A 26,429-nucleotide genomic window follows, 5' to 3' on the forward strand; every position below is an offset into this window, starting at 1 on the left:
CATGGCGATCTATCAGGAAATTTCACATGCCCAGTGTGCTGAGCCAGCGCCTGCCGGGTGGCAAAATCTGCCTGCAACTCTTGCCTCGTGCGGCCTACAGCGCGCGCGATCCGGCACAGTCAAAAACGCTAGGGGTGACACTGGAACGTCAGCAAGGCGTGCATGCGATCGATTCTGACCGACGGACAGATTTTGATACCTTTGCGGGTGTATTGGCTTATACGCCTATCGGCGTGGAGGTGTTTTCCGAATCAGCCACCGGTGGCGAGTATCTGCTGATGCAGTTGGACGAGCAGTTAGCCAGCGAACAGTTACCCTCCGTCGCCCACCGCGTGCAGTCTTGCGGCAATCGACGAGCGTTGTCTCTGGCGCGAGAGGTACGGCGTCAGTTGCTCGCCACGCAACCCGACTTGCTGGCACTTGAGCAATGTGCCGTGGCGCTGGTTGGCGTAGCGAATTGGAAAGCCGATATCACGCAGCGTGCGGCGCCCCGGGCCTTCGCTCGCGTCATGGAGCAGATCAGCGAGCAGTTCCAGCAGCCTCTGACGCTGGAACAATTGGCTGCCACCTATGGGCAAAACGAGCTGCGCTTTCTGCGCGATTTCACCCAGACTATCGGCCTGACACCCTACGCTTACCTCATTGAAATGCGCCTTCAGGCGGCACGAAGGATGATCGAATGCACTGATCTATCCTTGGCCTGTATCGCTCTGGATGCCGGTTTCGCCCATCAGTCCCATATGGGCAGTGCCTTCCGCAAGCACCTGGGCATGACCCCTCGCCAATACCGTTCACGCTTTTAGTCGTACGTCTGTGGCGCGCATCTGCCATGCTCAAAGTCCGCAGCAACGCTTCAACCAAAGGAACACCGCAATGGACGATGTACAGCAACTGGGCGAGATGCTTCGCCACTATGCAGATAGCGAAGCGCACAAGAAGCAACTGTTTGAGTCGCAATCGGCCGTGTGGGCGACGCGCATTGGTGAGTTGTTCGATCAGATCCAGCAGTGGCTGGCTCCGATCCTGACGCCGAATCTGCTGGAAGTGAGTCGCGAGGCGTATGTCGCGTCGGGGCCGAGCGTGCCGCTCGAGACGTCGCCGTTCAAGACCGAGAAACTGTCTGTTGTGATTGCCGGTAAACCAGTGGAGTTCGTGCCGGACGTGATGGGCGCGGGTGGGCAGATTTCCCTGGCAGTGATGGGCTTGACCGCCGCGCGTTATGGCAGCATTTCGCTGGTGTGCCTGCCGCCCTCCAGCAATTGGCAATGGCGCAAGACCAATGGTTTGAAAGACCCGGATACCTTTGCCTTCGATGCGAACTTCCTGGCGCAGCAACTGCAGAGCCTGATTCCCCGTGAGCGCGGCTGAATGCTCTGAGCATTGCGCATTCCCTGTGGGAGCGAGCCTGCTCGCGATGGCGGTTTAGCAATCAACATGTATGGTTGACTGACCCTCCGCTATCGCGAGCAGGCTCGCTCCCACATTGATTTACGGCGTTCGCAAAAGACGGCTTCACTGCAGCATCTCGGCCGTCTGGTGCTTCAAACAGTACTCGACCGCCAGCCAAAGCCCCTGCACGCCCAACAGATTCAATCCCATTCTGGCAGAGTTAAAAGCCGGTTTTTGGTCGGATTCCTAGCGGCTTTAATCTGATTGTCCCTTGTTCTATATGTTCTTGTATGACTCCTTGCAGGTAAGGTGGCTCGCCGATGGGGACTCCGGATGTTTTTATCCGGTAGGCTTTGCCTGGGTAGTTGGGGGAGTTGAGGGACCAGTACACGGAAGGGAATGCATCGGCTGGGAATCCCTCATATGCGAACTGGATCGCGTTGAAGTAACGGGAAGCGCCTGGGGGCACGCAGTCAGTTCCCGTTAGCCATTCTTCATATGCACTGAAGGTATATAGTAAGTTGCCTGCAAGGAGTTGGTATACGTTCTCGCATTGCACTTGGATCACCACACTGTCTCCCACGCTATCTCTGATGGTAATCGTTGCTCTACCGTTCCCTGTGGAACTCATGACGCCTGTCTGCTCTACGGTCACTATATTGGGATTGCTTGATGTGTAAGTGTAGGGTGGTTTCCCTCCCGTGGGTATTCGTACATCGGTGGTTCCGGGAATCACATACTTTGTTCTTGAAAACTGAGGATTGTAGGGAACTGGGGCTGAAATAATTTGGGTGCCCCTGAGTGAAACGTTTGGGTCTGCAACTTCCAATGGCGCGCGCCGGGTCAGGCTCCATGGGGACGATTCCAGCCCGTTGCCATACAGGGATTTGACGATGAAACTGTGAGTGCCCTCTACCAATCCTGTCACCGTTTTGCTCCAGTCACCGTCGCTATCTACGAGTGCAATCCCTTGCGAGCTCGCGTTATCAAAAACCTCAACTCGTTGGTCGTTACGGCCGTTACCGCTGAGCGTGACAGTGACATCAACGGTGCTTCCGCCATTCGGGATTTCATTGTTTTTGGAATCCCTCACCGAGGTGATCTCTGGGTGGAGCTCTGGACCAATCACCTTTGCCGTGGCCGTCCTGGATTTGCCGATCTCAACCCCTCCCCTGAACAGCCCGTATGTCGCCGTCACTTTGCTGCCGGTGATGACCTTGTTGTTTGGAATCTGCAGGATGCAGGGGTTTTTCTGCCCGAACTCATCCGCCTCCACCGTCCCGCTGGGCGACACCACGACGTCCGGCTGGCCCTCGATTGTCGCGGTGTAGGTAGCGTTGATCGTGTCCCCCACCTGAATGCGCGAGTCGTCGGTCAGTGCAATAAACCACAGCGGATTAGGGCCAAGCTTTTCCAAATCGATGATGCCCGGATCATCCGTAACATCACTCTGAATTTCACGCAGGATTGGCATCAGCAAGGAGAGACCGTCCAGGTCTTCTTCAGCTTCTTGCGACGCCGACCACACCGCGTTGGTGTCTGGGCCGTTACCGATCTGGTCGGTGACAGTGTAGGAAAAAACCAGTTTATTGCCCGGTCTTTGTGCTTGTTTCAGGTAGTTGCGGGTCACGGTAAAGTACACCGTGGTCGGGATCGCCGAGCCCGGGTTGGGCGGTTCCGGGGCCTCGTCCTTGCTGACCTGATAGGTCATGAGCTCGCCGTTGCATTTCAGGCTGACGTCATCATAGGCCCGGCAATACGGGTATGACACGCACACCCTTGCGCTGACAAAATCGGGGCCTACACCATTCCTGATCACATCGGGCAGCAACAACTTAAGCTCCGAATGACCATCCTCAGGATGGGTGTCCTTCAGACCAGGGCGGATCTTGTTGTAGAGCATGGTCAACGGCGGCGTGGAGGTGCCGATGTTTTGACTGTTACGGGTGATGGTGTAGTACAACTCGTTGATCCGGTCCGGATGCAGCCGGTCTTTGGGGATGCGCAAGGTTGTCTTGGCATTCACGTCCACAATGATCTCGCTGTCCAGGAGCGTGTGGTCATCCTCCAGCCACAATTGCATGACATCCCCGGGATCCATCGTGCCTGACAAGGGCGGATCGACCTCGACAGTGGCTCCCTCGTCGGCCAGATCGTAAATAAGCAAAGAGACGCCGATATTGGCCCCCTCAACGGGTCGGGTGGCGCCGAGCACGCGGGGCAGGGATAGTATCAGTACGGTGTTGTCGATGGATTCGGGGGTGGTCATGTCTGAGGCTCCTGCACGATGGTCAATGGACTGGAGTCATCAAATAGCAGTTCAACGAACATGGCTACTGTCAGATCTGATAGGGGGAACGGTTTTTTGATGAATGGTCGAAGTTCAAAGCTGCGTGACAGAGTAAAACTGTGTAGCCCAGGGCAAGCCCACAGTGTATTGGTTGCACCTCAGATTTCGAGGTTGCCCCAACCCGGCTTCACCTCTTCCGGCGCCACTGCTTTCACAGTCTTACCCGTCGCCAATTCCACCCGCCGCGCCACCTCGGGATCATCGGCGAACGGAATCAGGCTGGCATCGTCCAGGCTCTCGGCCGTCTGCTGTTTCAGGCAGTATTCGACCGCCAGCCAAAGCCCCAGAACACCCAATAGATTCAGCGCCATCTCGATCATGTCAGGCTCCTTGCCTCAGGCAATCTGCGCTTCAAGTTCAGCCATCTTCACGTCCGACACCCGCACCGTGCGCCAGGTGTTGTAGGCCATCAGCAACATGCCGCTAAGGAAGAACACCCCGCCGACGAAGCGCACCACAAACCCCGGATGACTGGCCTGCAAGGCTTCGACGAAGGAGTAGGTCAGCGTGCCGTCGTCGTTGATCGCGCGCCACATCAAACCCTGGGTGATGCCGTTGACCCACATCGAGGCGATGTACAGCACGGTGCCGATGGTCGCCAGCCAGAAGTGTGCGTTGATCAGGCCGATGCTGTGCATCTGTGGGCGGCCGAAGACTTTCGGGACCATGTGGTAGACGGCGCCGAAGGTGATCATCGCCACCCAGCCCAGGGCCCCGGCGTGAACGTGGCCGATGGTCCAGTCGGTGTAGTGGGAGAGGGCGTTCACCGTCTTGATCGCCATCATCGGCCCTTCAAACGTCGACATGCCGTAGAAGGCCAGGGACAGCACCAGAAAGCGCAGGATCGGGTCGGTGCGCAATTTATGCCAGGCGCCCGACAGGGTCATCATGCCGTTGATCATGCCGCCCCAACTCGGCGCCAACAGGATCAGCGACATCGCCATGCCCAGCGACTGCGCCCAGTCTGGCAGTGCGGTGTAGTGCAAGTGGTGTGGGCCGGCCCAGATGTACAGGGTGATCAGCGCCCAGAAATGCACGATCGACAACCGATAGGAATACACCGGCCGGCCGACCTGTTTCGGCACGAAGTAATACATCATCCCGAGGAAGCCGGTGGTCAGGAAGAATCCCACCGCGTTGTGCCCGTACCACCACTGCACCATGGCATCGGTGGCCCCGGAATACACCGGATACGACTTGAACCAGTCCACCGGAATCGACAGGTGATTGACCACGTGCAGCATGGCGATCACCACGATGAACGCGCCGAAAAACCAGTTGCCGACGTAGATGTGTTTGGTCTTGCGTTGCACCACAGTGGTGAAGAACACGATGGCGTAAGCGACCCAGACCACCGTCATCCACACCGCGCCGGAGAATTCGATCTCGGCGTATTCCTTGGTGGTGGTGTAGCCCAGCGGCAGGGTGATCAGCATCACCACGATCACCGATTGCCAGCCCCAGAAGGTGAACGCGGCGAGCTTGTCGGAATACAGCCGCACTTGGCAGGTGCGTTGCACCGCGTAGTAACTGGCGGCGAATTGCGCGCTGCCGGCAAAGCCGAAAATCACCAGGCTGGTGTGCAACGGGCGCAAGCGGCCGAAGGTGGTCCACGGCAGGTCGAGGTTCATCTCCGGCCACACCAGTTGCGAGGCGATCCACACCCCCATCGCCATCCCGACGACGCCCCAGACGATGGTTGCCACGACGAATTGGCGAACGACCTTGTAGTTATAGGCCTGTCCGATTGTTGCTGTGCTCATGGTCAATTCTTCCACGGTTGCAAAGACTTGCCAGGCCACCCGGTCTGGCATGCATGAACTGTAGAAACCCTGCCGCAGACAAAACAGACTCAGAAAAACCGAGTTTATGCGGATCAGATGTGATGCGGGCCTGCGGCCATAGGCCGCGCCCTGATACGGTTTTTTAGTGTTTAGCTGAATCTGTAACGTGCTGCGCTGCAGGTGCATAGTCGCCACCTCAAGAACGAGCCGCAGAGCCTGATGCCGACCAGTTAAGGAATTGAACACCGCAATCCTTGTGGGAGCGGGCTTGCTCGCGAAGACGGAGTGTCAGTCACCGGTGATGTTGCATGTGACGGCCTCTTCGCGAGCAAGCCCGCTCCCACAGGTTCTGCGCCTGACTGACTGGCATTAGCCGCAGAGCCCGATAATCCTGATGAGGTGGCAGCCACATGTATCAATACGATGACTATGACCGGGCCCTGGTGTTCGAGCGTGTTGCGCAGTTTCGCGATCAGGTCGAACGTTTCATGGCCGGGGAGTTGAGTGAAGAAGAGTTCCTGCCCCTGCGCCTGCAGAACGGCCTGTACATGCAAAAACATGCCTACATGCTGCGCGTGGCAATTCCTTACGGCACGCTGAGCGCCAAGCAAATGCGCATTCTGGCGAGCATTGCGCGGGACTACGATCGTGGCTACGGCCACTTCACCACCCGGCAGAACATGCAGTTCAACTGGATCGAACTGGCCCAGGTGCCGGACATTCTCGAACGTCTGGCCCAAGTCGAAATGCACGCGATCCAGACCTCCGGCAACTGCGTGCGCAACATCACCACCGAAGCCTTCGCCGGCGTCGCGGCGGACGAGCTGATGGACCCGCGCCCACTGGCAGAGATCCTGCGGCAATGGTCGACCATCAATCCGGAATTCCTGTTCCTGCCGCGCAAGTTCAAGATCGCCATCTGCTCGGCGAAGCAGGACCGCGCGGCGATCATGATGCATGACATCGGCCTCTATCTTTATCGCGATGACAGCGGGCAAATGCTCTTGCGGGTGATCGTGGGTGGCGGGTTGGGGCGCACGCCGATTCTCGGTTTGCAGATTCGCGATGGCTTGCCGTGGCAGCACCTGCTGTCCTATGTCGAGGCGGTGCTGCGGGTCTATAACCGCCACGGGCGGCGCGATAACAAATACAAGGCGCGGATCAAGATTCTGGTAAAGGCTTTGGGTATCGAAGCGTTCGCCAAGGAAGTGGAGGAGGAGTGGCAATACCTCAAGGACGGTCCGGCGCAGTTGACCGACGTCGAGTATGAGCGTGTCGCCAGTGCCTTTGTGCCCCCCGATTACCGTTCACTGGCCGGCACCGACCTGGATTTCGGCACGCGCCTGGCCGAGAACCCGGCCTTCGCCCGTTGGGTGACGCGCAACGTTCAACGGCACAAGGTGCCGGGTTACGCCAGCGTGGTGCTGTCGACCAAACCGGGCATCGCCGCGCCACCGGGGGATGTCACGGCCGAGCAAATGGAGGCGGTGGCCCAGTGGTCCGAACAGTTCGGCTTCGGCGAAATTCGCATCGCCCATGAACAGAACGTCGTCCTGCCGGACGTGCCCAAGACTGACCTTTACCCGCTGTGGTGCCTGGCCTGCGAGCAAGGCCTGGGATGCGCCAACATCGGCTTGTTGACCGACATCATCGCCTGCCCCGGCGGTGACTTTTGCGCGTTGGCCAACGCCAAATCCATTCCCGTCGCACAAGCGATACAGGCGCGATTCGAGGACCTGGATTACCTGCATGACCTGGGCGACATCAGTCTGAATATCTCCGGTTGCATGAACGCCTGCGGTCACCACCATATCGGCAACATCGGCATTCTTGGCGTCGATAAAAACGGCAGCGAGTGGTACCAGATCACTCTTGGCGGTGCCCAAGGCAAGAACAGCGCGTTGGGCAAAGTCATCGGCCCGTCCTTCAGCGCCGTCGAAGTGCCCGCGGTGATCGAGCGGATCATCGCTACATTTGTCCGCTACCGCGAGAGCGAGGAACTGTTCGTCGATACCTTGGCGCGCATCGGTCTGGAGCCGTTCAAGGAACGGGTTTACCCGAAAATGCTGGAGGTGTCGGCATGAATAATCTGCTGCGTTTGCAAGAGGGCGGTGCCGAGTGGGTGCGCGATGATCCGTGGCAGTTGATTCGTGAAGCAACGGATGAGTTGCCGGCCGGACCGCTGATACTGCCGTTACCCCAGTGGCTGGCACTTAATGCCGACAGGACATCAGCGCTCGAAGGCGTCTGGCTGGGGCCTAACGAGGAAGTGACAAACCTGACCCCGTGGTTTCCCGACCTGCCGCTGATTGCCCTCGACTTCCCGAGTTTTCGCGACGGACGCGCCTACAGCCAGGCCTATCTGCTGCGTACGCGTTTCGGTTGGCAAGGCGAATTGCGCGCGATTGGTGATGTGCTGCGCGATCAACTCAGCCACATGCGCCAATGCGGTTTCGACAGTTTCGCCGTGCGTGAAGATAAATCCGCTGAAGATGCGCTGAAGGGATTGGCGGGGATGAGCGTGTTGTACGGACGCTCGGTGATTGAGCCGCGACCGTTGTTTCGGCGGCGCTGAAGCTTTCCCGGCTCAAATCCCAGTCAGTTAGCGCAACCCCTGTGGGAGCGGGCTTGCTCGCGAAAGCTGACTGACATTCAACATTGATGTCGACTGATACACCGCTTTCGCGAGCAAGCCCGCTCCCACAAGGATCTTCTGTGTACGGGGATTTTTACTTGGGCCAATGATGGCATTTTGATAGAGTCCGCGCCTCATAGGGAGTCAGCAAAGAAAGGAGTCTGGTTTGAGCGTGGGCAAGAAGATTTTAGGGCTTTTCGCGTTGCTGCTGATGGCGGCCCTGTGGGGCAGTTACTTTTATGTGTTCAAAGAGAACCGTACCGGCCAGCTCGGGGAGACCTTCAGCAGCTACGCCTGGTGTGGCACGCCACCGGCCAGCGATGCCACAGGCTCGGGCAGGGATCGACTGTCGCTGCATATCACCAACAACGTTCATGGCGAGTTCATGCTCTCGGGCGCGGTGATCGTCTCCGAGCGAACCTTTGATCGCTATGACCTGGGCCGCAACGAACTGCGGCTGCGCATGGAACCCCTGCAGTGGTCCTACGGCATTGCGCCGATTCTCATGGAGCAGGTCAGGATCAAGCCCCTGAGCCGCAACCTGTCTTCGACCGATAAAAGTGCCTACGCGGAACTTGAGTCCAGACCCATCGGGGTCTTGGGGCGGTCGACGGACTTTCCGTTCGACACCTATCGCCACGGCTACAAACCGGTGCTGTACATCCTCAAGGGCAATGAGCGCATTGACCTGAAATTCAGGCACATCACCACTGGCATGGAGATGTCGAACACCTTTACGCCAATCCGCAAGTACAACCGTGTCGAGTACATCAACGAGAAAAACTCGTTGATTCGCGAGGAGGATTACAAGCCCTACGGCGCCAACGAATGCGCGTTCAGTGTCGAGCGCAAGGGCTCGTTCAAGGTGATTGTGCTGCTGTTGTTGCTGGTGATGTGCCTGCCGCTGCTGCACGTGTTTTATCGCGATGAGCCGGGCATCGATTTTCTCGCGACGCTCGTGAGTATTGGTGCGATCCGGGTGTTTCTGGTGGGGCCGTTGAACGACTTCCAGCTGTACAGCATCGACTTCCTGTTCGCGGCGGTGATCATCCTGGTGGGCACGGTGTCGCTGATCAAGGCGATGCGCGCCAATAGTCGGCGGGAATTGGCGGCGAAAAGCGGATCTTCGTGGTGATTGACCAGGTTTTTCCAATGAGGTTTTGTGTTGTTTGAGCTGATGTCTTCGCGGGCAAGCCTCGCTCCTACAAGGGTTTTGGTTCATACAACCCGGACTTGTAGGAGCGAGGCTTGCCCGCGAAGGGTCTTTGAATATGGCCGCGATCACTTCAGCAATAGATGAATATTGTGCTTTTTGATAACAAAGTGCCGGGCATTGGCTATACCTGTATTTCCCGTATTCAATATTGTTGCCCGGCCTTCTGACAGGAGTTACAGCATGAAGCTTGCGTTACTGATGAGCACACTGTGCATCGCCTCGATCGGGGTGGTGGGTTGCTCGAGCAAAGTCGTCGAGCCGGACCAGTATTCCGGTTTTCTCAAGAACTACAGTCAGCTGAAGGAAGCCAAGTCGCCATCGGGCGCTGTGGTAATGCGCTGGATGGACCCCAAGCTTGATATCAACAAATTCACCAGTGTCTACATCGAACCGACTCAGCTCTATCCCAAACCGCAACCGACGGCGAAAATCCCTCAAACCACACTGAACGGCATCACCAGTTACTACGATCAGGCGCTTAAACGCGAAATAGGCAAATCCCTGCCACTGGCCAACGGTCCCGGCCCTGGCGTGATGGTGGTGCGTGCGGCGATCACCTCTGTTACCAGCAAGACCGAAAGCCTCCAGCCTTATGAAGTGATCCCGATCGCCCTGGTAGCGGCGGCAGTCAGTACAGCCAGCGGCATTCGCGACCAGGAAACCAATCTGGCCACCGAAGCGGTGTTTCTCGATGGTGGCAACAACAAAGTCGTGGCCCAAGTGGTGCGCAAGGGCATTGGCAAACCGCTGGAAAACTCAGATCAGGTGATGAAGGCCGGTGACGTGAAAAACGTGATCGATGGCTGGGCATCGGATATGCATCAGTCGTATCTGAAACTCAAGTCCAAGTAATGCGGCGGGGCTGAGGGCCTCTTCGCGAGCAAGCCCGCTCCCACATTGATTCTGTTTCGATCACAGATTTTGTGTACACCAGAGATCAAATGTGGGAGCGGGCTTGCTCGCGAAAGCGGTCTCCGGGTACCACTAATTCCCCCCGCAATCCCGATACCGAGCTGCCGAAGGCTGCGATCTTTTGATCTTGCTCTTTCCCAGGGCCGCTAAAACAAGATCAAAAGATCGCAGCCTTCGGCAGCTCCTACGACGCATCAAGCGGCATCAGGTGCATCAGAAGTGCATCAGGTATGTCAGGTGCATCAGTTTTGCTTCAGTGCTGCTTCGCCTGCGCACGTACTCGTTCTTCCTGCTCGCGCAACTGCGGTGTGAACTCGGCCCCGAAGTCTTCGGCCTCGTACACCTGGCGAATCTCGATCTCGGCCTCTGTACCCGGCATCGGGTTGGGGCAGCGCTTGACCCACTCGATCGCTTCCTCTTTCGACTTCACCTGCCACAACCAATAGCCAGCGATCAGCTCCTTGGTTTCAGCGAACGGGCCGTTGATCACCGTACGCTCGTCACCCGAAAAACGTACGCGGGCGCCTTTACTGCTGGGCTGCAGGCCGTCGCAATCGATGAGGATGCCGGCCTTGGCCAGTTCCTCGTTGAAATTGCCCATCGCGGCCATCAGTTCTTCGCTGGGCATCACACCAGCCTCGGAATCCGGGCTGGCTTTCACAATGATCATGAATCGCATGGTTTTGTCTCCGCTGGATGTGAGTGACTCACTGTCTAGTCGAATGGCGGTCGCCCGAATCGACACTACCTCTAACGAAAGACCGCAAAAGAAGTGAATTTGTTACCTGTGTGGGTGACTGATTCCCTCAAATAGCACCTTGATTTAAATCCACACCGATAACTATGTACCGCACCTGACTGCGGTTGCATCGACATGCTGTGCCTACAGACAAGGAGAGACTGTATGGCACAACAAACACATTACGATGGAACGTCAGGAAGTGTTGTCATCACGTCCGGACCACCCGCTTCGAGTGGTGGCTCAGGCGGCGGTTTTGGTGGCGGCGCAGGGGTTTCAGGCGGATTCGGTAGAACCAGCAAGAAAAGACAAAAGGCCCGCAGGCGGGCTATAGAAGCTGATCGTCAGAAGAAGGAAAAAGAGCGTGCGCAGGCCGAGGCCAAAGCGCAAGCCGAGGCGGCTCAAGCACAGGCAGCCGCAGCGCAAACTCAGGCTCTTCACCAGTTTCTGGCGGGGCTGGCGCAGCGTCATGACGCTATCAGGGGTGAGGTGGACCGTCGTTTTGCCGACAGGGCCGGGCAACTCGCGCCATCTCTTGAACAAGAAATCTCGGCTGCACGACGGGCGCCCACCACCGACTCGAGCGAACGCTGGCAGCTTTACCTGATCACCAAAGAAAAAAACGAAATCGATGGGCTCATCGCCCGCAAAACCACCGAGCTAAATATCAGGAACGCGGTCGCTCGCTCATTCGATGGGCACGACCCATTCACCCGCACATCGAACGATTACCTGACGCGACTGGGGCAGTTCGGCGAGGCACTCAACGACGGCCACCAGATCTGGGAAAACGCCTACAACGCTGCCCACGAAGCGCGGCTGCTATCCACACAGATAAGCGCACTCACTGACAAGTCCAGCGTGCTGGCCAGGCGTCATGCCGAGCAGACGATTGTCTGGCGCGAAAGGGAAGCGGTCTGGGAGGCCCAACGCCAGTACGCCAAGCAGCATGAAGCTCGAGTTCGCTTCAAGCAGCAGGCCGATGAAGATGCACGGGTTGAGCGGGTCAGGCAGGCCAACACGCTGACAGTCCCGGTGTCTTCGCTGACCGCTGGCGGGATGGCTTTGACGCGCGATGGCATATTCGTTGCGCAGCAAGGCGCTGCAGTGCTTGAAATGGCTGTCCAGTCTGCCGTCAATACCCTCATCGATTTCGGGCGGATTGCCGCAAAAACGGGACCGGTGTTCGTCACCGCGATGGTGTACTCGCCAACCCTTGGCAATGGTGAGTTGAGCGCTGAGCAACGTCGGCGTTTGTTTCAGGCTGTCGGGGTGCCGGCGCAAGCGTTGGGCCTTACTGACCGCCAAGCGTTGCAATCGATCGCCGATGCGGGCGGTTCAGTGGAGGTCGCGTACCGACTCAAACCTGAAACCGTGCCGGAAGGCACCGCGATCATCGCTGTCGCTACGGGCGATGCCATTGGTGCTGAGGTGCCGGTTATCAATGCGGTGCCTGACCCGCTGACCGGCCTCTATAGCGCCGAGATTCCCGGATCGCCAGCCAGGCACCTGCAATTCACCCCGGACACCACTCAGGTTGCCACTGCCAGTCAGCCCGGGCTGAGCGTGTTGACACCCCAGGTCGAGGCCATCGCGGCGGGCGTCGATCTGCGTATCAGCGATTGCATTGTGTGCGTGCCTGATCAGCCGCCGATTTACTTCACCTTCAATCTGCCACCGATAGGCTCGGGCGTCGTCACAGGGGTCGGTAAACCGGCGGCGAATGACTGGTGGAAAACCGCGAGCCAGGCACAAGGTGCTGCCATTCCCTTGCAGATAGGCGACCAGTTTCGTGGTCGTGAATTCAACTCGCTTGCCGCCTTCGACGAAGCGCTGTGGCGAACGCTCGGCGAGCATCCGACGCTCATCGCTCAATTCGATGAGGTGAACAAAAAGCGCATCGAACAAGGCTTCGCGCCGTACGCGCCGAAAAGTACCTGGGTCGGTGAGCGACGCGAGTTCGAACTGCGCTATCAGGAACGGGCGGAGTTCGGCGCCAATCCTTTCAACCTCGACAAAATCAGCATCACCACGCCGCAAAGCATCCAGGGACGGCTGGGGATCACTCCTGCGGTCCTGCCCTGGCCGATTCGTCCGGTCGGCGTCGGAACCTGGACACCTCTGGTGCCGCCGGGTATCGAACACCTCGGTCCTACAACTTCACCGATTACACCGTCGATTCCAGCGGTTTATCCCGGCACACCGATCATCCCGGTCCTACCGCAAAACGAGACGTTTCCGGCTGTTGACGAAGGGCAGATCGGTGCCAGTATTCCTGGGTATCCGGCGGATATGGAGTTGCCTTCGTCGGATGTCCTGTTTCTGGATCGGCGTGATGATCCGGGTGTGGCGATGGGGTTTGGGCAGTCGGTTTCAGGAATATGGTTGGGGGATGCGGCACGAGCGGAGGGGGCGCCGATTCCCGAGCAGATTGCGGATAAGTTGCGGTCGATGGAATTTCGTAATTTCCATGGATTCAGGCGGGCGTTTTGGAGGGCTGTTGCGGCGGATGTGGAATTGAGGGCTCAATTTACGCCTATCGATTTGCACTTAATGAAAATGGGTAAGGCTCCTTTCCCGTTACCAGAAGATAGAAATGGAGGTCGAATTAAATTCGAAATTCATCATCTTGTAGAAGTTGCACAAGGAGGGGCTGTTTACGATATGGATAATTTGGTGGTGATGACGCCTAAACGGCATATTGATTTTCATGGAAAAGGAAATTGATGATGGTTTTTAAAGAGAAGTTTGAAGACTACACCGAGGCTGAATTTTTAGAATTTCTGCGCGGGCTTTATGAAGAGAGAGATGATTTGTCCGCTGATGCATTTGATGACTTTATAGTCAAGGGTGTATTGCACTTCGAGGAGGTGACTGAACATCCAGATCGATCTGGTGTAATTTTCCAACCTAAGGAAGGGTGTGAAAGTACCCCGGAAGACGTGCTGAGGGTCATTAAAGAATGGCGCGCACTCAATAACAAACCCGGTTTCAAGCCAGAGTAACTGCCCTGCTTGAAACGCAAACAACTCAAAGGCATCTGCTCATCACAATATGAGCAGATGCCGTTAACTGGCAGTCGTCATGTGCCAGAAACAAGGAAGCAATAAAGATGGAACTTAAAACAACACTCAAGGATTACACCGAATCGGAATTCCAGACCTTGGTGAACAGAATCTGGGCCGTCGATCTGCCGAAACAGGACCACGACCGACTGATCAATCATTTCGACCGCATCGTCGGTGATCCCAAAGGGGCAGACCTGCTGTTTTATCCGCCAGAGGACGATACGAACACTTATTCATCGGGCTCGGTCGTGTACTACGTCAAAGACTGGCACCACAAACAGGGGCGTGCCGCATTCAAAGGGGAGGGTGTTCCTGTTCCTCGTCCGGTTGCTGCAAGACCGGGAGCACCGTTGACCCTGGCGCAGATGACGCAGCAACGTATCGCCCGGAACCTGGCTGACGTACAGAAAGTCGCTGTAGATCTGGCGGACTCAGAACGGGCGGCAGAAGCGGCACTCAGTGTATTCGAGCAACGAATCAAACACCTGCGTCAGCGCCAGAACGCCCTAGTGGACATCCGTGGGCGCGAGGCGGACATCCGTGCTCTGGAGACTTCTGAATTTCAAGCGCGCCTGGCAGCCCGCCGATACGAATTCTGGAAAATGAGCATCGGGTTCAAAAGAGACAGCGCCCGGCGCGAGCTATCCTACGCCCGGTCCGAACTCGCGCAGTGGCAAAGTATCGCCCAGCAGATCAATGCCACTCACGACCGTTATCTGGCGAAGTTGAATGAAATCAATCAACGTCTCCATCGTTTTCAAGTGGATGCTGAAGCGCTGCTGGCAGTCGCGCAAACACAACTCGTTGATCAGCGTTATCAACAGGGAGCAGGGCCTACCCAGGCGGGCGAGCTGCTTTTTGCGCCGCTTGCCTTTGCCAATGCGCGACCGGGTATTTTCCTCGATGGCGGCCTTTCGCAACCCCTGGAGACCCATCGGGTAGCACTGCAAAAAGCCATACGCTCGGCGGTGGCGGAGTTTACCTGGCAGATCACCTCGGGAGCCCAGGACCATCAAGGTCAATACGCAGCCGTGCTGCAATTCGAATTCACCAGCCGGGCCGAAGTGGGAAGGTATGGGCTCAGCGTTCCGCTGCTCGAGTTGCTGCCGATCGAGGGCCAGGACTGGCAAGACTTGGCCGCGACGGGGGCCGAAGTCGATCTTCCGTTCAGGATGAGCAGCGGCACGTACGCCGTTCCACCAAGGACGATGTCCCAAGGCCTGAGAGAAATAAACACGTTGCTACAGGTGGCCATTACGCCGACTAATGGCAACGTATTGTCCTCCAGGGTGAGGGTGCGAGCTGCTGTCTGGAATGAGCAGATGAAGACCTATTGTTTTACCGCTGACGGGCCGGCCCCGGCAATTGTGAGCTGGAGCGAGCCTGCGCCCCTTGACGCCACATCGACCCTGGCGCCAGCCCCCGAGTATCGGCTGGGATTCCTCCGGTCTTCACCTGTGCCCTTGCTGGAGGCTTTCAACGACATGGCCGCGATTCGTTTCGATGACTACGTCGTTGTCTTCCCGCCAGCGTCTGGCCTGGACCCGCTTTACATCATGTTCAGAGACCGAAACGAATACCCCGAAATGACCGTTGCTCAAGCAAAGCCCTAGCACGGTGTCGTGTTAACACGGCTGCCCAATCAGCCATCCCGCCAAACAAAGGAAATGTTACGGTCTATGCCTGTACTGGAACTCACCACCCTGATCCCCAATCGTACCCCCGAGCAAGTCCTCGACTTCTGTCTGGAAGGCGTGAACTTCCCGAAGATCTTTCCAGAGCGAGTCACGCTGTTGAGCGAGATCGATTTGAGTAACCTGCGCATCGAAGCCGGTCGCCAGTTTCGCTTTCGGCACTGGATGTTCAACTTGATCCCGTCGAGCTGGACGGTGGTGATCCGCGAGGTGGGAGAGCACCATTTCATCGATGAAATGCTCGAGGGGCCAATGGCTGCCTTTCGTCATGAACATCGGGTGGCGGCGGGTGAGGGCGGTACGCTGTACACCGACCGTGTGACCTATGCGGCCATTGGTGGCGCGCCGTTGGAGTGGCTGGTGGTCAATGCCTACATGCAGCGGATTTTCGAAGCGCGGCACCGCAATATGTTGCGCTTGCTCGGTTAAGCAGCCCGTATACGGTCCTGTGGGAGCGGGCTTGCTCGCGAAGACGGACCTCAGCCAACATCATTGTTGAATGTTGAACCGCTTTCGCGAGCAAGCCCGCTCCCACAGGGTCATGCAGTGTTAATCAGTTTTGTTGAAACGCTTGTATCCAGTTTGTGCGACGAAACATCACAATTTGTATCTGGCCATAGGTCGCCAGACCATTTCGTGGTTAACTTCGGCCTCGTCAAAATTCTCTACACCAACGTTCAGAAGGACTCCGTTCATGGCTCAAGTCACTCTTAAAGGCAACCCGGTTCAAGTCAACGGCCAATTGCCACAAGCCGGCTCCCAGGCGCCAGCCTTTTCCCTGGTTGCCGGCAATCTGTCGGATGTTTCCCTGAAGGATTTCGCCGGCAAGCGCAAAGTGCTGAACATCTTCCCAAGCATCGACACCCCGACCTGCGCCACTTCGGTTCGCAAGTTCAACGCCCAGGCCAACGACGTCGCCAACACCGTCGTGCTGTGCATCTCCGCTGACCTGCCGTTCGCCCAGGCTCGTTTCTGCGGTGCCGAAGGTCTGGAAAACGTGCAAAACCTGTCGACCCTGCGCGGTGCCGAGTTCATCGAGAACTACGGCGTGGCGATTGCCGATGGCCCACTCAAAGGCCTGACCGCCCGTGCCGTCGTGGTGCTGGACGAGAACGACAAGGTTCTGCATAGCGAACTGGTCAGCGAAATCGGTCAAGAACCGAACTACGACGCAGCGCTCGCCGTTCTGAAATAAGCGAAGTTTTACAATTGTTAACGGCCTGGCCCTGTCCAGGCCGTTTTCATTTGTGCTTCAGTGTCTTAGATAAATCTTCTGTTACGTAAGCCGAAGGTAAATTGCCGGTAAAGGCGCTTTGCTTCAGACCCGCCAGTGCTTATCGTTCAGCCTCATGTAAAAAAGCCCACGCGCCCAATGGTTGATCACTCAATGCAATCCTCCGCTTCCCGTAGTCCCCGTCGCTGGCTGTTTGGCCTGCTTGTCCTGTTGGTCATCGCTGGCCTGTGCTGGAAGTTCTGGCCCGCAGGCAGCAGCCCGAAGGAGGGCGCAGGGCAGAAAGCCGTTGCCGGACACACCGGCCGGTCGGGGGGGATGCGTCCGGGGTTCGGCGGGGCGACCGGTCCGGTCCCGGTGCGTGTGGCGCCAGCGGTCAAAGGCGATTTCCCGCTGTATTACAAGGCGCTGGGCACCGTGACCGCGCTGAACACCATCAATGTGCGCAGCCGGGTGGGCGGCGAACTGATCAAGATTTCGTTTGAAGAAGGGCAAATGGTCAAGGCGGGCGACCTGCTGGCCGAAATCGATCCGCGCCCTTACCAGAACGCCTTGCTCCAGGCTGAAGGCACCTTGCTGCAGAATCAGGCACAACTGAAGAATGCCCAAGTCGATGTCGAGCGCTATCGCGGCCTGTACCGCGAAGACAGTATCGCCAAGCAAACCCTCGACACCGCCGAAGCCTTGGTCGGCCAGTACCTGGGCACGGTCAAGACCAATCAGGCGGCGGTCAACGACGCCAAGCTCAACCTGGAGTTCACCAAAATTCGCGCGCCGATCGCCGGGCGTGTGGGCTTGCGTCAATTGGACGTCGGTAACCTTGTTGCCGCCAATGACACCACGGCGCTGGTAATCATCACCCAGACTCAACCGATCAGCGTCGCATTCACCTTGCCGGAAAACAGCCTGGACACCGTGCTGGCCCGTTATCGCACCGGTGCCAAGCTGCCCGCCGAAGCCTGGGACCGTGGTGATACCCAATTGCAGGCCACTGGCGTGTTGCAGAGTCTGGACAACCAGATCGACGTCACCACCGGCACCCTGAAATTCAAGGCCCGTTACGAGAACCGTGATCAAGCACTGTTCCCCAATCAGTTCGTCAACGTCCACTTGCTGGCCGACACCCTCAAAGGTGTGGTGCTTGCCCCTTCGGCAGCGATCCAGTTCGGCACCAACGGCACGTTCGTCTATGCCATGGATGGCAACAAGAAGGTCACCATCCGCCCGTTGAAAGTCGGCGCCAGTGACGGTGACAACACGGTGATTACCGAGGGCCTGGCCGCTGGTGATCGGGTGGTGCTGGAAGGCACCGACCGCCTGAAAGAAGGCAGCGAAGTGGAAGTCGTCAACGACAGCAAGGATGTGCCGACCACCCCGACCGAGCACCTGCAAGGCAAATCGGCGGCCGATGCGACTGAACCCGCGACCACCGACAAGGCGAAAAAGGGCGGCGCATGAACATCTCGCGGCTGTTCATCCTTCGCCCGGTCGCCACGACCCTGAGCATGCTGGCCATTATTCTGGCCGGTGTGATCGCCTATCGGCTGCTGCCGGTGTCGGCATTGCCCCAGGTGGATTACCCGACCATTCGCGTCATGACGCTCTATCCCGGCGCCAGCCCGGATGTCATGACCAGCGCCGTGACGGCGCCGCTGGAGCGTCAGTTCGGGCAGATGCCCGGGCTGACCCAAATGGCATCCACCAGTTCCGGCGGCGCCTCGGTGCTGACCCTGCGGTTCAGCCTCGACATCAACATGGACGTCGCCGAGCAGCAGGTGCAGGCCGCGATCAACGCCGCGACCAACTTGCTGCCCAAGGATTTGCCGGCACCGCCGGTGTACAACAAGGTCAACCCGGCGGACACCCCGGTGCTGACGCTGGCCATCACCTCCAAAACGATGCTGTTGCCCAAACTCAATGATCTGGTCGACACCCGCATGGCGCAGAAAATTGCCCAGATCAGCGGCGTCGGCATGGTCAGCATTGCCGGCGGCCAGCGTCAGGCGGTGCGGATCAAGGTCAACCCGGAGGCCCTGGCGGCCAACGGCCTGAATCTGTCGGACGTGCGCACGTTGATCGGCGCCTCCAACGTCAATCAGCCCAAGGGCAACTTCGACGGCCCGACCCGGGTGTCGATGCTTGACGCCAACGACCAACTGACGTCACCCAAGGACTACGCCAACCTGATCCTCGCCTACAGCAACGGCGCACCGTTGCGGCTCAAGGACGTGGCGCAGATCGTCGACGGAGCCGAGAACGAACGTCTGGCGGCGTGGGCCAATGAAAACCAGGCTGTGCTCCTGAACATCCAGCGCCAGCCCGGCGCCAACGTCATCGAAGTGGTCGACCGGATCAAGGCCTTGCTGCCGAGCATCACCGACAACCTGCCGGCCGGCCTCGACGTCACAGTGCTCACCGACCGCACCCAGACCATCCGCGCCTCGGTCACCGACGTGCAACATGAACTGCTGATCGCCATCGCGCTGGTGGTGATGGTCACGTTCCTGTTCCTGAGGCGGGCCAGCGCCACGATCATTCCGTCGGTGGCCGTGCCGCTGTCGTTGATCGGCACCTTCGGCGTGATGTACCTCGCAGGCTTTTCGGTCAATAACCTGACCCTGATGGCGCTGACCATCGCCACCGGTTTCGTGGTGGACGATGCGATCGTGATGCTGGAGAACATTTCCCGCTTCATCGAGGAGGGTGACAGCCCACTGCAAGCCGCGCTCAAGGGTGCCAAACAGATCGGCTTCACCCTGATTTCCCTGACCCTGTCGCTGATCGCGGTACTGATTCCGCTGCTGTTCATGGCCGACGTGGTGGGGCGCTTGTTCCGCGAGTTCGCGATCACGTTGGCGGTGGCGATCCTGATTTCCCTTGTCGTCTCCCTGACCCTGACGCCGATGATGTGCGCGCGGCTGCTCAAGCGTGAGCCCAAGGAAGCAGAACAGGGCCGGTTCTACCGCTCCAGTGGCGCCGCAATTGATTGGATGATCGCGGCTTACGGGCGCAAGTTAAAGTGGGTTCTCAAGCACCAGCCGCTGACACTGATGGTGGCCATCGGCACGCTGGCGTTGACCGTGTTCCTGTACATGATGGTGCCCAAGGGCTTCTTTCCGGTGCAGGACACCGGGGTGATCCAGGGTATTTCCGAGGCGCCGCAGTCGATTTCCTTTGCGGCGATGAGCGAGCGCCAGCAGGAACTGGCCAAGGTGATCCTGGCCGATCCGGCCGTCGAGAGCCTGTCGTCCTATATCGGGGTCGATGGCGACAACTCGACGCTGAACAGTGGCCGGCTGCTGATCAACCTCAAATCCCACAGCCATCGCGACCTGAGTGCCACCGAAGTGATTGCGCGTCTGCAACCGGAACTGGACAAGCTGATCGGCATTCGCCTGTTCATGCAGCCGGTGCAGGACCTGACCATCGAAGATCGGGTCAGCCGCACGCAGTACCAGTTCAGCATGTCCTCGCCGGATTCCGAGTTGCTCAGCCTGTGGAGCGGGCGTCTGGTGGAAGCCCTGGCCCAACGGCCGGAGCTGACCGACGTCGCCAGCGATTTGCAGGACAAGGGCTTGCAGGTTTATCTGGTGATCGACCGTGATGCGGCATCGCGGGTCGGCGTATCGGTGTCGAACATCACCGACGCGCTGTACGACGCCTTCGGTCAGCGGCAGATTTCCACCATTTACACCCAGGCCAGCCAATACCGCGTGGTGTTGCAGTCGCAGTCCGGCGAGAAAATCGGCCCGGATGCGCTGAACCAGATTCACGTCAAGACCACCGATGGCGGTCAGGTACGCCTGTCCAGCCTGGCGCATGTCGAGGAACGTCAGGCGCAACTGGCGATCACTCACATCGGCCAGTTCCCGGCGGTGATGGTGTCCTTCAACCTGGCACCGGGCGTGGCACTGGGGCATGCGGTGCAGATCATCGATCAGGTACAGAAAGACATTGGCATGCCGATCGGCGTGCAGACCCAGTTCCAGGGCGCGGCCGAAGCGTTCCAGGCGTCGCTGTCGAGCACCTTGCTGCTGATTCTGGCGGCGGTGGTGACCATGTACATCGTGCTTGGCGTGCTCTACGAGAGCTACATTCACCCGATCACCATTCTCTCGACCTTGCCCTCGGCGGCGGTCGGCGCCTTGCTGGCGTTGCTGTTGAGCGGCAATGACCTGGGGATGATCGCGATCATCGGCATCATCCTGCTGATCGGTATCGTGAAAAAGAACGCGATCATGATGATCGACTTCGCCCTCGAGGCGGAACGCAATCAGGGCATGGACCCGCAAACGGCGATCTATCAGGCCGCGCTTCTGCGCTTCCGGCCGATTCTGATGACCACCCTGGCAGCATTGTTCGGTGCGGTGCCATTGATGCTGGCCACCGGTTCCGGCGCGGAACTGCGCCAGCCTTTGGGTCTGGTGATGGTCGGTGGCTTGCTGGTGAGTCAGGTGCTGACGCTGTTTACCACGCCTGTCATTTACTTGTACTTCGATCGCCTCGGGCGGCGCTGGGGCCGTAAGTCCGAGTCTGTGGAACCGGTAGAACAGCCATGAACCTGTCCGGACCTTTTATCAAGCGCCCGGTCGCAACGATGTTGTTAAGCCTGGCGATCATGCTGCTGGGCGGCGTGAGCTTCGGCCTGTTGCCGGTATCGCCGCTGCCGCAGATGGACTTCCCGGTGATCGTGGTTCAGGCCAGTTTGCCCGGTGCGAGCCCGGAGGTCATGGCTTCGACCGTGGCCACGCCACTGGAGCGTTCCTTCGGCGCCATCGCCGGGGTCAACACCATGAGCAGTCGTTCCAGCCAGGGTTCGACGCGAGTGATTCTGCAATTCGACCTGGACCGCGACATCAACGGCGCGGCGCGGGAAGTGCAGGCGGCGATCAACGCCTCGCGCAATTTGCTGCCGAGCGGGATGCGCAGCATGCCGACCTACAAAAAGGTCAACCCGTCCCAGGCGCCGATCATGGTGCTGTCGTTGACCTCGGATGTGCTGGAAAAAGGCCAGCTCTACGACCTCGCCTCGACGATCCTGTCCCAGAGCCTGTCCCAGGTGCAGGGCGTGGGGGAAGTGCAGATCGGTGGCAGTTCGCTGCCGGCGGTGCGCATCGAACTCGAGCCCCAGGCACTGAACCAATACGGCGTGGCGCTGGACGATGTGCGCAACACCATCGCCAACGCCAACGTGCGCCGGCCCAAGGGCTCGGTCGAAGACAGCCAGCGGCTGTGGCAGGTGCAGGCCAACGATCAGCTGGAAAAGGCCAAGGATTACGAGTCGCTGATCATTCACTACGCGGACGGCGCGGCCCTGCGCCTGAAAGATGTGGCCAAGGTCAGTGACGGCGTCGAGGACCGCTACAACAGCGGGTTCTTCAACGACGACGCGGCGGTGTTGCTGGTGATCAACCGCCAGGCTGGCGCCAACATCATCGAGACGGTCAACGAGATCAAGGCGCAATTGCCGGCACTGCAGGCTGTGCTGCCAGCCAGCGTCAAGCTGAACCTGGCGATGGACCGTTCGCCGGTGATCAAGGCCACCCTGCATGAAGCGGAAATGACTTTGCTGATTGCCGTGGCGCTGGTGATTCTGGTGGTGTTTCTGTTCCTCGGTAACTTGCGTGCCTCGCTGATTCCGACCCTGGCGGTACCGGTTTCTCTGGTGGGCACGTTTGCGGTGATGTACCTCTACGGGTTCTCCCTGAACAACCTGTCGTTGATGGCGCTGATCCTGGCCACCGGGCTGGTGGTGGACGACGCCATCGTGGTGCTGGAGAACATTTCCCGGCACATCGACAAGGGCGTGCCGCCGATGAAGGCTGCCTACCTCGGGGCCCAGGAAGTCGGCTTCACGCTGCTGTCGATGAACGTCTCGCTGGTGGCGGTGTTTCTGTCGATCCTGTTCATGGGCGGGATCATCGAAAGCCTGTTCCGCGAGTTTTCCATCACCCTGGCGGCGGCCATTGTGGTGTCGTTGCTGGTGTCGCTGACGCTGACGCCGATGCTCTGCGCGCGCTGGCTCAAGCCGCACACGCCGGGGCAGGAAAACCGCCTGCAGCGCTGGAGCCAGCGGACCAACGAGTGGATGGTCGGCAAATACGCCACCAGCCTTGACTGGGTATTGCGTCACCGTAGGCTGACACTGCTCAGTCTGTTCGTGACGATTGGCGTGAACATCGCGCTGTATATCATTGTTCCTAAAACATTTTTACCTCAGCAGGACACCGGCCAGTTGATCGGTTTCGTGCGTGGCGACGATGGGCTGTCATTCAGCGTGATGCAGCCGAAGATGGAAATCTTCCGTCGCGCCGTGCTCAAGGACGAGGCGGTGGAGAGCGTCGCCGGGTTCATCGGTGGCAGCAACGGCACCAACAACGCCTTCATGCTGGTGCGGCTCAAGCCCATCAAGGAACGCAACCTGTCCGCGCAGAAAGTCATCGAACGCCTGCGCAAGGAAATGCCCAAGATGCCCGGTGCGCAATTGATGCTAATGGCCGATCAGGACCTGCAATTTGGCGGCGGCCGCGAGCAAACCTCCTCGCAATATTCCTACATCCTGCAAAGCGGCGATCTCGGCGCGTTGCGCGAGTGGTATCCGAAAGTCGTCACCGCCCTCAAGGCGCTGCCGGAACTGACGGCAATCGACGCACGCGAAGGCCGTGGCGCCCAGCAAGTGACCCTGATCGTCGATCGCGATCAGGCCAAGCGTCTGGGCGTGGACATGGACATGGTCACTTCGGTGTTGAACAACGCCTACAGCCAGCGGCAGATTTCGACCATCTATGACAGCCTCAACCAGTATCAGGTGGTGATGGAGGTCAACCCGAAATACGCCCAAGACCCGATCACGCTCAAGCAGGTGCAGGTGATCACCGCCGATGGTGCGCGGATTCCACTGTCCATCATCGCGCACTATGAAAACAGCCTGGAAGACGACCGGGTCAGTCACGAAGGCCAGTTCGCTTCGGAAAGCATCGCGTTCGACATGGCCGAAGGCGTGACGGTGGAGCAGGGCTCGGCGGCGATTGAGCGGGCGATTGCCAAGGTTGGTTTGCCGGAAGACGTCATCGCGAAAATGGCCGGCACCGCCGATGCGTTCGCCGCGACCCAGAAGAGCCAGCCGTGGATGATTCTCGGCGCGCTGGTGGCGGTGTATCTGGTGCTGGGCGTGCTGTATGAAAGCTACATCCACCCGCTGACCATTCTCTCGACCTTGCCGTCGGCCGGGGTCGGAGCGTTGCTGTCGATCTATGTGCTGGGCGGCGAGTTCAGCCTGATCTCCTTGCTCGGGCTGTTCCTGCTGATTGGCGTGGTGAAGAAGAACGCGATTCTGATGATCGATCTGGCACTGCAACTGGAACGGCATCAAGGCCTGGAGCCGCTGGAATCGATCCGCAGCGCTTGCCTGCAACGGCTGCGACCGATTCTGATGACCACCCTGGCGGCAATTCTTGGCGCCTTGCCGTTGCTGCTGAGTCGTGCCGAAGGGGCGGAAATGCGTCAGCCGCTGGGCCTGACCATCATCGGCGGGCTGGTCTTCAGCCAGGTGCTGACGCTTTACACCACCCCGGTGGTTTACCTCTATCTCGACAATCTGCGCCATCGGTTCAACCGCTGGCGTGGAGTGCGTACCGATGCTGCTCTGGAAACTCCGCTATGACTGACCGTTCGCTTATCAACCTGGCTGCACCGCTGATCACGGCGCTGTTCACGGCGCAGCGCTCGCGTTTGCTGAGCCTGTCGCTGTGCGTGGCGATGCTCAGTGCCTGCGCCATCGGCCCGGATTACCAGCGCCCGCAAGCCGCCGCGCCAGCACAGTACAAGGAAGCGGCTGGCTGGCGTCAGGCCAATCCCAGCGATTCTCTGGCCCGTGGTGCCTGGTGGGAGCTGTATGGCGATCAGCAGCTCAACGGCCTGATCGAAAAACTCAACAGCGCCAACCAGACTGTCGCTCAGTCCGAAGCCCAGTACCGCCAGGCCCAGGCCTTGGTGCGCAGCGCCCGGGGGGCGTTTTTCCCGACGGTGGACCTGACCGTGGGGAAAACCCGTTCCAGCCAGGGCACCGGTAGCAGCAGCTCGAGCCTGAGCAGTTCCTCCAGCGGTATTCGCGACACTTACACCGCGCAGGCCGGGGTCAGCTGGGAAGCGGACGTCTGGGGCAAATTGCGCCGAGGCCTGGAAGCTGACACCGCCAACGCCGAGGCGAGTTTTGCCGACCTGGCGGCGATGCGCCTGAGCCAACAATCGGAGCTGGTGCAGAACTACCTGCAACTGCGGGTGATCGACGAACAGAAACGCCTGCTGGAAGCGACGGTCGAGGCTTATCAGCGCTCGCTGACCATGACCGAAAACCAGTACCGCGCCGGTGTCTCCGGCAAGGACGCTGTGGCGCAGGCCACCACGCAGCTCAAAAGCACTCAGGCAGAGATGGTCGACCTGATCTGGCAGCGCGCGCAGTTCGAGAACGCCATCGCTGTACTGATTGGTCTGCCGCCGGCCGAGTTCAGGCTGGCTGAAACCAAAGATATCCCGGCATTGCCGCAGGTGCCGCTGAGCCTGCCTTCGCAGTTGCTGGAACGCCGCCCGGACATCGCCTCCGCCGAGCGCTCGGTGATGGCCGCCAACGCCAATATCGGCGTGGCCAAAGCCGCCTACTACCCAGACCTGACCCTGAGCCTGAACGGCGGTTATAGCAGCAGCACCTCTAACAACTGGATCAGCGTGCCGAACCGCTTCTGGTCAGTCGGCCCGCAACTGGCCATGACCCTGTTCGACGGTGGGCAGCGCTCGGCGGAAGTCGATCGCAGCGAAGCGGCCTATGACGAAACCGTCGCTAAATACCGCCAGACCGTGCTCGACGGCTTCCGTGAAGTGGAAAACTATCTGGTGCAGCTCAAGGTGCTGGAAGACGAAGCCAAGGTGCGTCAGGAAGCCCTGGAGGCGGCGCGCGAATCCTTGCGTTTGACCCGGAATCAGTACCGGGCCGGGCTGATTGCCTATCTGGATGTGGTGGTGGTTCAGGCCACGGCATTGAGTAACGAGCGCAACGTGCTGAGCTTGCTGCAGAGCCGCTTGATCGCCAGCGTGCAATTGATCGCCGCACTGGGCGGCGGGTGGGACGGGCAGTTGCAGGTGAGCGACAAATAGCGAACTTGTAGCCCGTAGCAGCTGCCGAGCCTGCGAGGCTGCGTTCGGCGGCGCAGCCGTCGCAAACCCTACATGCAAGGTTTTCCTGACACACCGCGATAGCTGATTTACGACGGCTGCGCCGCCGTACGCAGCCTCGCAGGCTCGGCAGCTGCTACAGGGGACTTGTGCAGCAGTCATACAAATGCTTCATCACCTTGATGGCCTTTTGATGACTTTGTGAGTGCGTTCGTCCGCGGAATCAGTACAATCGCCGACTTT

At 58.9% G+C, this 26,429-nt stretch carries 19 protein-coding genes and 1 pseudogene; 15 read left to right on the forward strand and 5 right to left on the reverse strand.

The genetic code is table 11. The annotated features are described in order from the left end of the window. Window positions 1–26: 26 nt before the first annotated feature. Both IB250_RS02785 and IB250_RS02790 read left to right on the forward strand, forming a co-directional pair. Window positions 27–803, forward strand: coding sequence for a helix-turn-helix domain-containing protein (locus IB250_RS02785; RefSeq protein ID WP_192342871.1), 777 nt, complete (start codon window positions 27–29; stop codon window positions 801–803). Between the two features lie 70 nt (window positions 804–873). Continuing rightward, on the forward strand, window positions 874–1,368 hold the full coding sequence (locus IB250_RS02790) for a hypothetical protein (protein ID WP_192342872.1): 495 nt from the start codon (window positions 874–876) through the stop codon (window positions 1,366–1,368). 150 nt (window positions 1,369–1,518) lie between these two features. Here the strand turns inward: IB250_RS02790 and IB250_RS28565 are convergent. The 4 genes and pseudogenes from IB250_RS28565 to ccoN all read right to left on the reverse strand — a co-directional run. Next, a pseudogene (locus tag IB250_RS28565) lies at window positions 1,519–1,599 on the reverse strand (cbb3-type cytochrome c oxidase subunit 3); the annotation flags it as partial. A gap of 10 nt (window positions 1,600–1,609) precedes the next feature. Then, on the reverse strand, window positions 1,610–3,658 hold the full coding sequence (locus IB250_RS02795) for a hypothetical protein (protein WP_192342873.1): 2,049 nt from the start codon (window positions 3,656–3,658) through the stop codon (window positions 1,610–1,612). Between the two features lie 179 nt (window positions 3,659–3,837). After that, on the reverse strand, window positions 3,838–4,059 hold the full coding sequence (locus tag IB250_RS02800) for a cbb3-type cytochrome c oxidase subunit 3 (protein WP_192342874.1): 222 nt from the start codon (window positions 4,057–4,059) through the stop codon (window positions 3,838–3,840). Between the two features lie 15 nt (window positions 4,060–4,074). Beyond that, window positions 4,075–5,502: a cytochrome-c oxidase, cbb3-type subunit I gene (ccoN, locus tag IB250_RS02805; RefSeq protein WP_192342875.1), complete on the reverse strand. Its 1,428-nt coding sequence runs from the start codon at window positions 5,500–5,502 to the stop codon at window positions 4,075–4,077. A 431-nt stretch (window positions 5,503–5,933) separates the two neighbouring features. On the opposite strand from ccoN, the gene IB250_RS02810 reads away from it, so the two are divergent. From IB250_RS02810 to IB250_RS02825, 4 genes are all read left to right on the forward strand, one after another. Next, window positions 5,934–7,607, forward strand: coding sequence for a nitrite/sulfite reductase (locus tag IB250_RS02810; RefSeq protein WP_192342876.1), 1,674 nt, complete (start codon window positions 5,934–5,936; stop codon window positions 7,605–7,607). Continuing rightward, a complete protein-coding gene (locus tag IB250_RS02815) occupies window positions 7,604–8,098 on the forward strand; it encodes a DUF934 domain-containing protein (RefSeq protein ID WP_123494355.1) in 495 nt (164 codons plus the stop codon). The genes IB250_RS02810 and IB250_RS02815 overlap by 4 nt, the downstream gene beginning before the upstream one ends. A 226-nt stretch (window positions 8,099–8,324) precedes the next feature. Further along, window positions 8,325–9,293: a hypothetical protein gene (locus tag IB250_RS02820; protein ID WP_192342877.1), complete on the forward strand. Its 969-nt coding sequence runs from the start codon at window positions 8,325–8,327 to the stop codon at window positions 9,291–9,293. A 261-nt stretch (window positions 9,294–9,554) separates the two neighbouring features. Then, a complete protein-coding gene (locus tag IB250_RS02825) occupies window positions 9,555–10,226 on the forward strand; it encodes a DUF3313 domain-containing protein (protein WP_192342878.1) in 672 nt (223 codons plus the stop codon). 313 nt (window positions 10,227–10,539) lie between these two features. Here the strand turns inward: IB250_RS02825 and IB250_RS02830 are convergent, their stop codons facing one another. After that, a complete protein-coding gene (locus tag IB250_RS02830) occupies window positions 10,540–10,965 on the reverse strand; it encodes a YciI family protein (protein ID WP_192342879.1) in 426 nt (141 codons plus the stop codon). Between the two features lie 225 nt (window positions 10,966–11,190). On the opposite strand from IB250_RS02830, the gene IB250_RS02835 reads away from it, so the two are divergent. The 9 genes from IB250_RS02835 to IB250_RS02875 all read left to right on the forward strand — a co-directional run bounded on the left by IB250_RS02835 (window position 11,191) and on the right by IB250_RS02875 (window position 26,168). Next, the gene (locus IB250_RS02835) at window positions 11,191–13,752 is read left to right on the forward strand and encodes an S-type pyocin domain-containing protein (RefSeq protein ID WP_192342880.1); all 2,562 of its coding nucleotides are present in this window, start codon (window positions 11,191–11,193) and stop codon (window positions 13,750–13,752) included. A 2-nt stretch (window positions 13,753–13,754) separates the two neighbouring features. Continuing rightward, a complete protein-coding gene (locus IB250_RS02840) occupies window positions 13,755–14,030 on the forward strand; it encodes a bacteriocin immunity protein (RefSeq protein WP_192343199.1) in 276 nt (91 codons plus the stop codon). Window positions 14,031–14,137: 107 nt separating this feature from the next. Then, window positions 14,138–15,706 carry a bacteriocin immunity protein gene (locus IB250_RS02845; RefSeq protein ID WP_192342881.1) on the forward strand — a complete coding sequence of 523 codons (1,569 nt, stop codon included), beginning with the start codon at window positions 14,138–14,140 and terminating at the stop codon, window positions 15,704–15,706. 66 nt (window positions 15,707–15,772) lie between these two features. Further along, window positions 15,773–16,216, forward strand: coding sequence for an SRPBCC family protein (locus IB250_RS02850; protein WP_192342882.1), 444 nt, complete (start codon window positions 15,773–15,775; stop codon window positions 16,214–16,216). A gap of 265 nt (window positions 16,217–16,481) precedes the next feature. Further along, window positions 16,482–16,982, forward strand: coding sequence for a thiol peroxidase (gene tpx / locus IB250_RS02855; RefSeq protein WP_192342883.1), 501 nt, complete (start codon window positions 16,482–16,484; stop codon window positions 16,980–16,982). A 177-nt stretch (window positions 16,983–17,159) separates the two neighbouring features. Then, window positions 17,160–18,476, forward strand: a complete 1,317-nt coding sequence (locus tag IB250_RS02860) for an MdtA/MuxA family multidrug efflux RND transporter periplasmic adaptor subunit (protein WP_192342884.1) — start codon at window positions 17,160–17,162, stop codon at window positions 18,474–18,476. Further along, on the forward strand, window positions 18,473–21,577 hold the full coding sequence (locus tag IB250_RS02865; protein WP_192342885.1) for an MdtB/MuxB family multidrug efflux RND transporter permease subunit: 3,105 nt from the start codon (window positions 18,473–18,475) through the stop codon (window positions 21,575–21,577). Before IB250_RS02860 ends, IB250_RS02865 begins: the two co-directional genes overlap by 4 nt. Beyond that, on the forward strand, window positions 21,574–24,681 hold the full coding sequence (locus IB250_RS02870) for an efflux RND transporter permease subunit (protein WP_192342886.1): 3,108 nt from the start codon (window positions 21,574–21,576) through the stop codon (window positions 24,679–24,681). The genes IB250_RS02865 and IB250_RS02870 overlap by 4 nt, the downstream gene beginning before the upstream one ends. Then, a complete protein-coding gene (locus IB250_RS02875) occupies window positions 24,678–26,168 on the forward strand; it encodes an efflux transporter outer membrane subunit (protein WP_192342887.1) in 1,491 nt (496 codons plus the stop codon). Before IB250_RS02870 ends, IB250_RS02875 begins: the two co-directional genes overlap by 4 nt. The last annotated feature ends 261 nt before the right edge of the window (window positions 26,169–26,429 follow it).

Source organism: Pseudomonas sp. PDM09 (assembly GCF_014852305.1).
Classification (GTDB): Bacteria; Pseudomonadota; Gammaproteobacteria; order Pseudomonadales; family Pseudomonadaceae; genus Aquipseudomonas.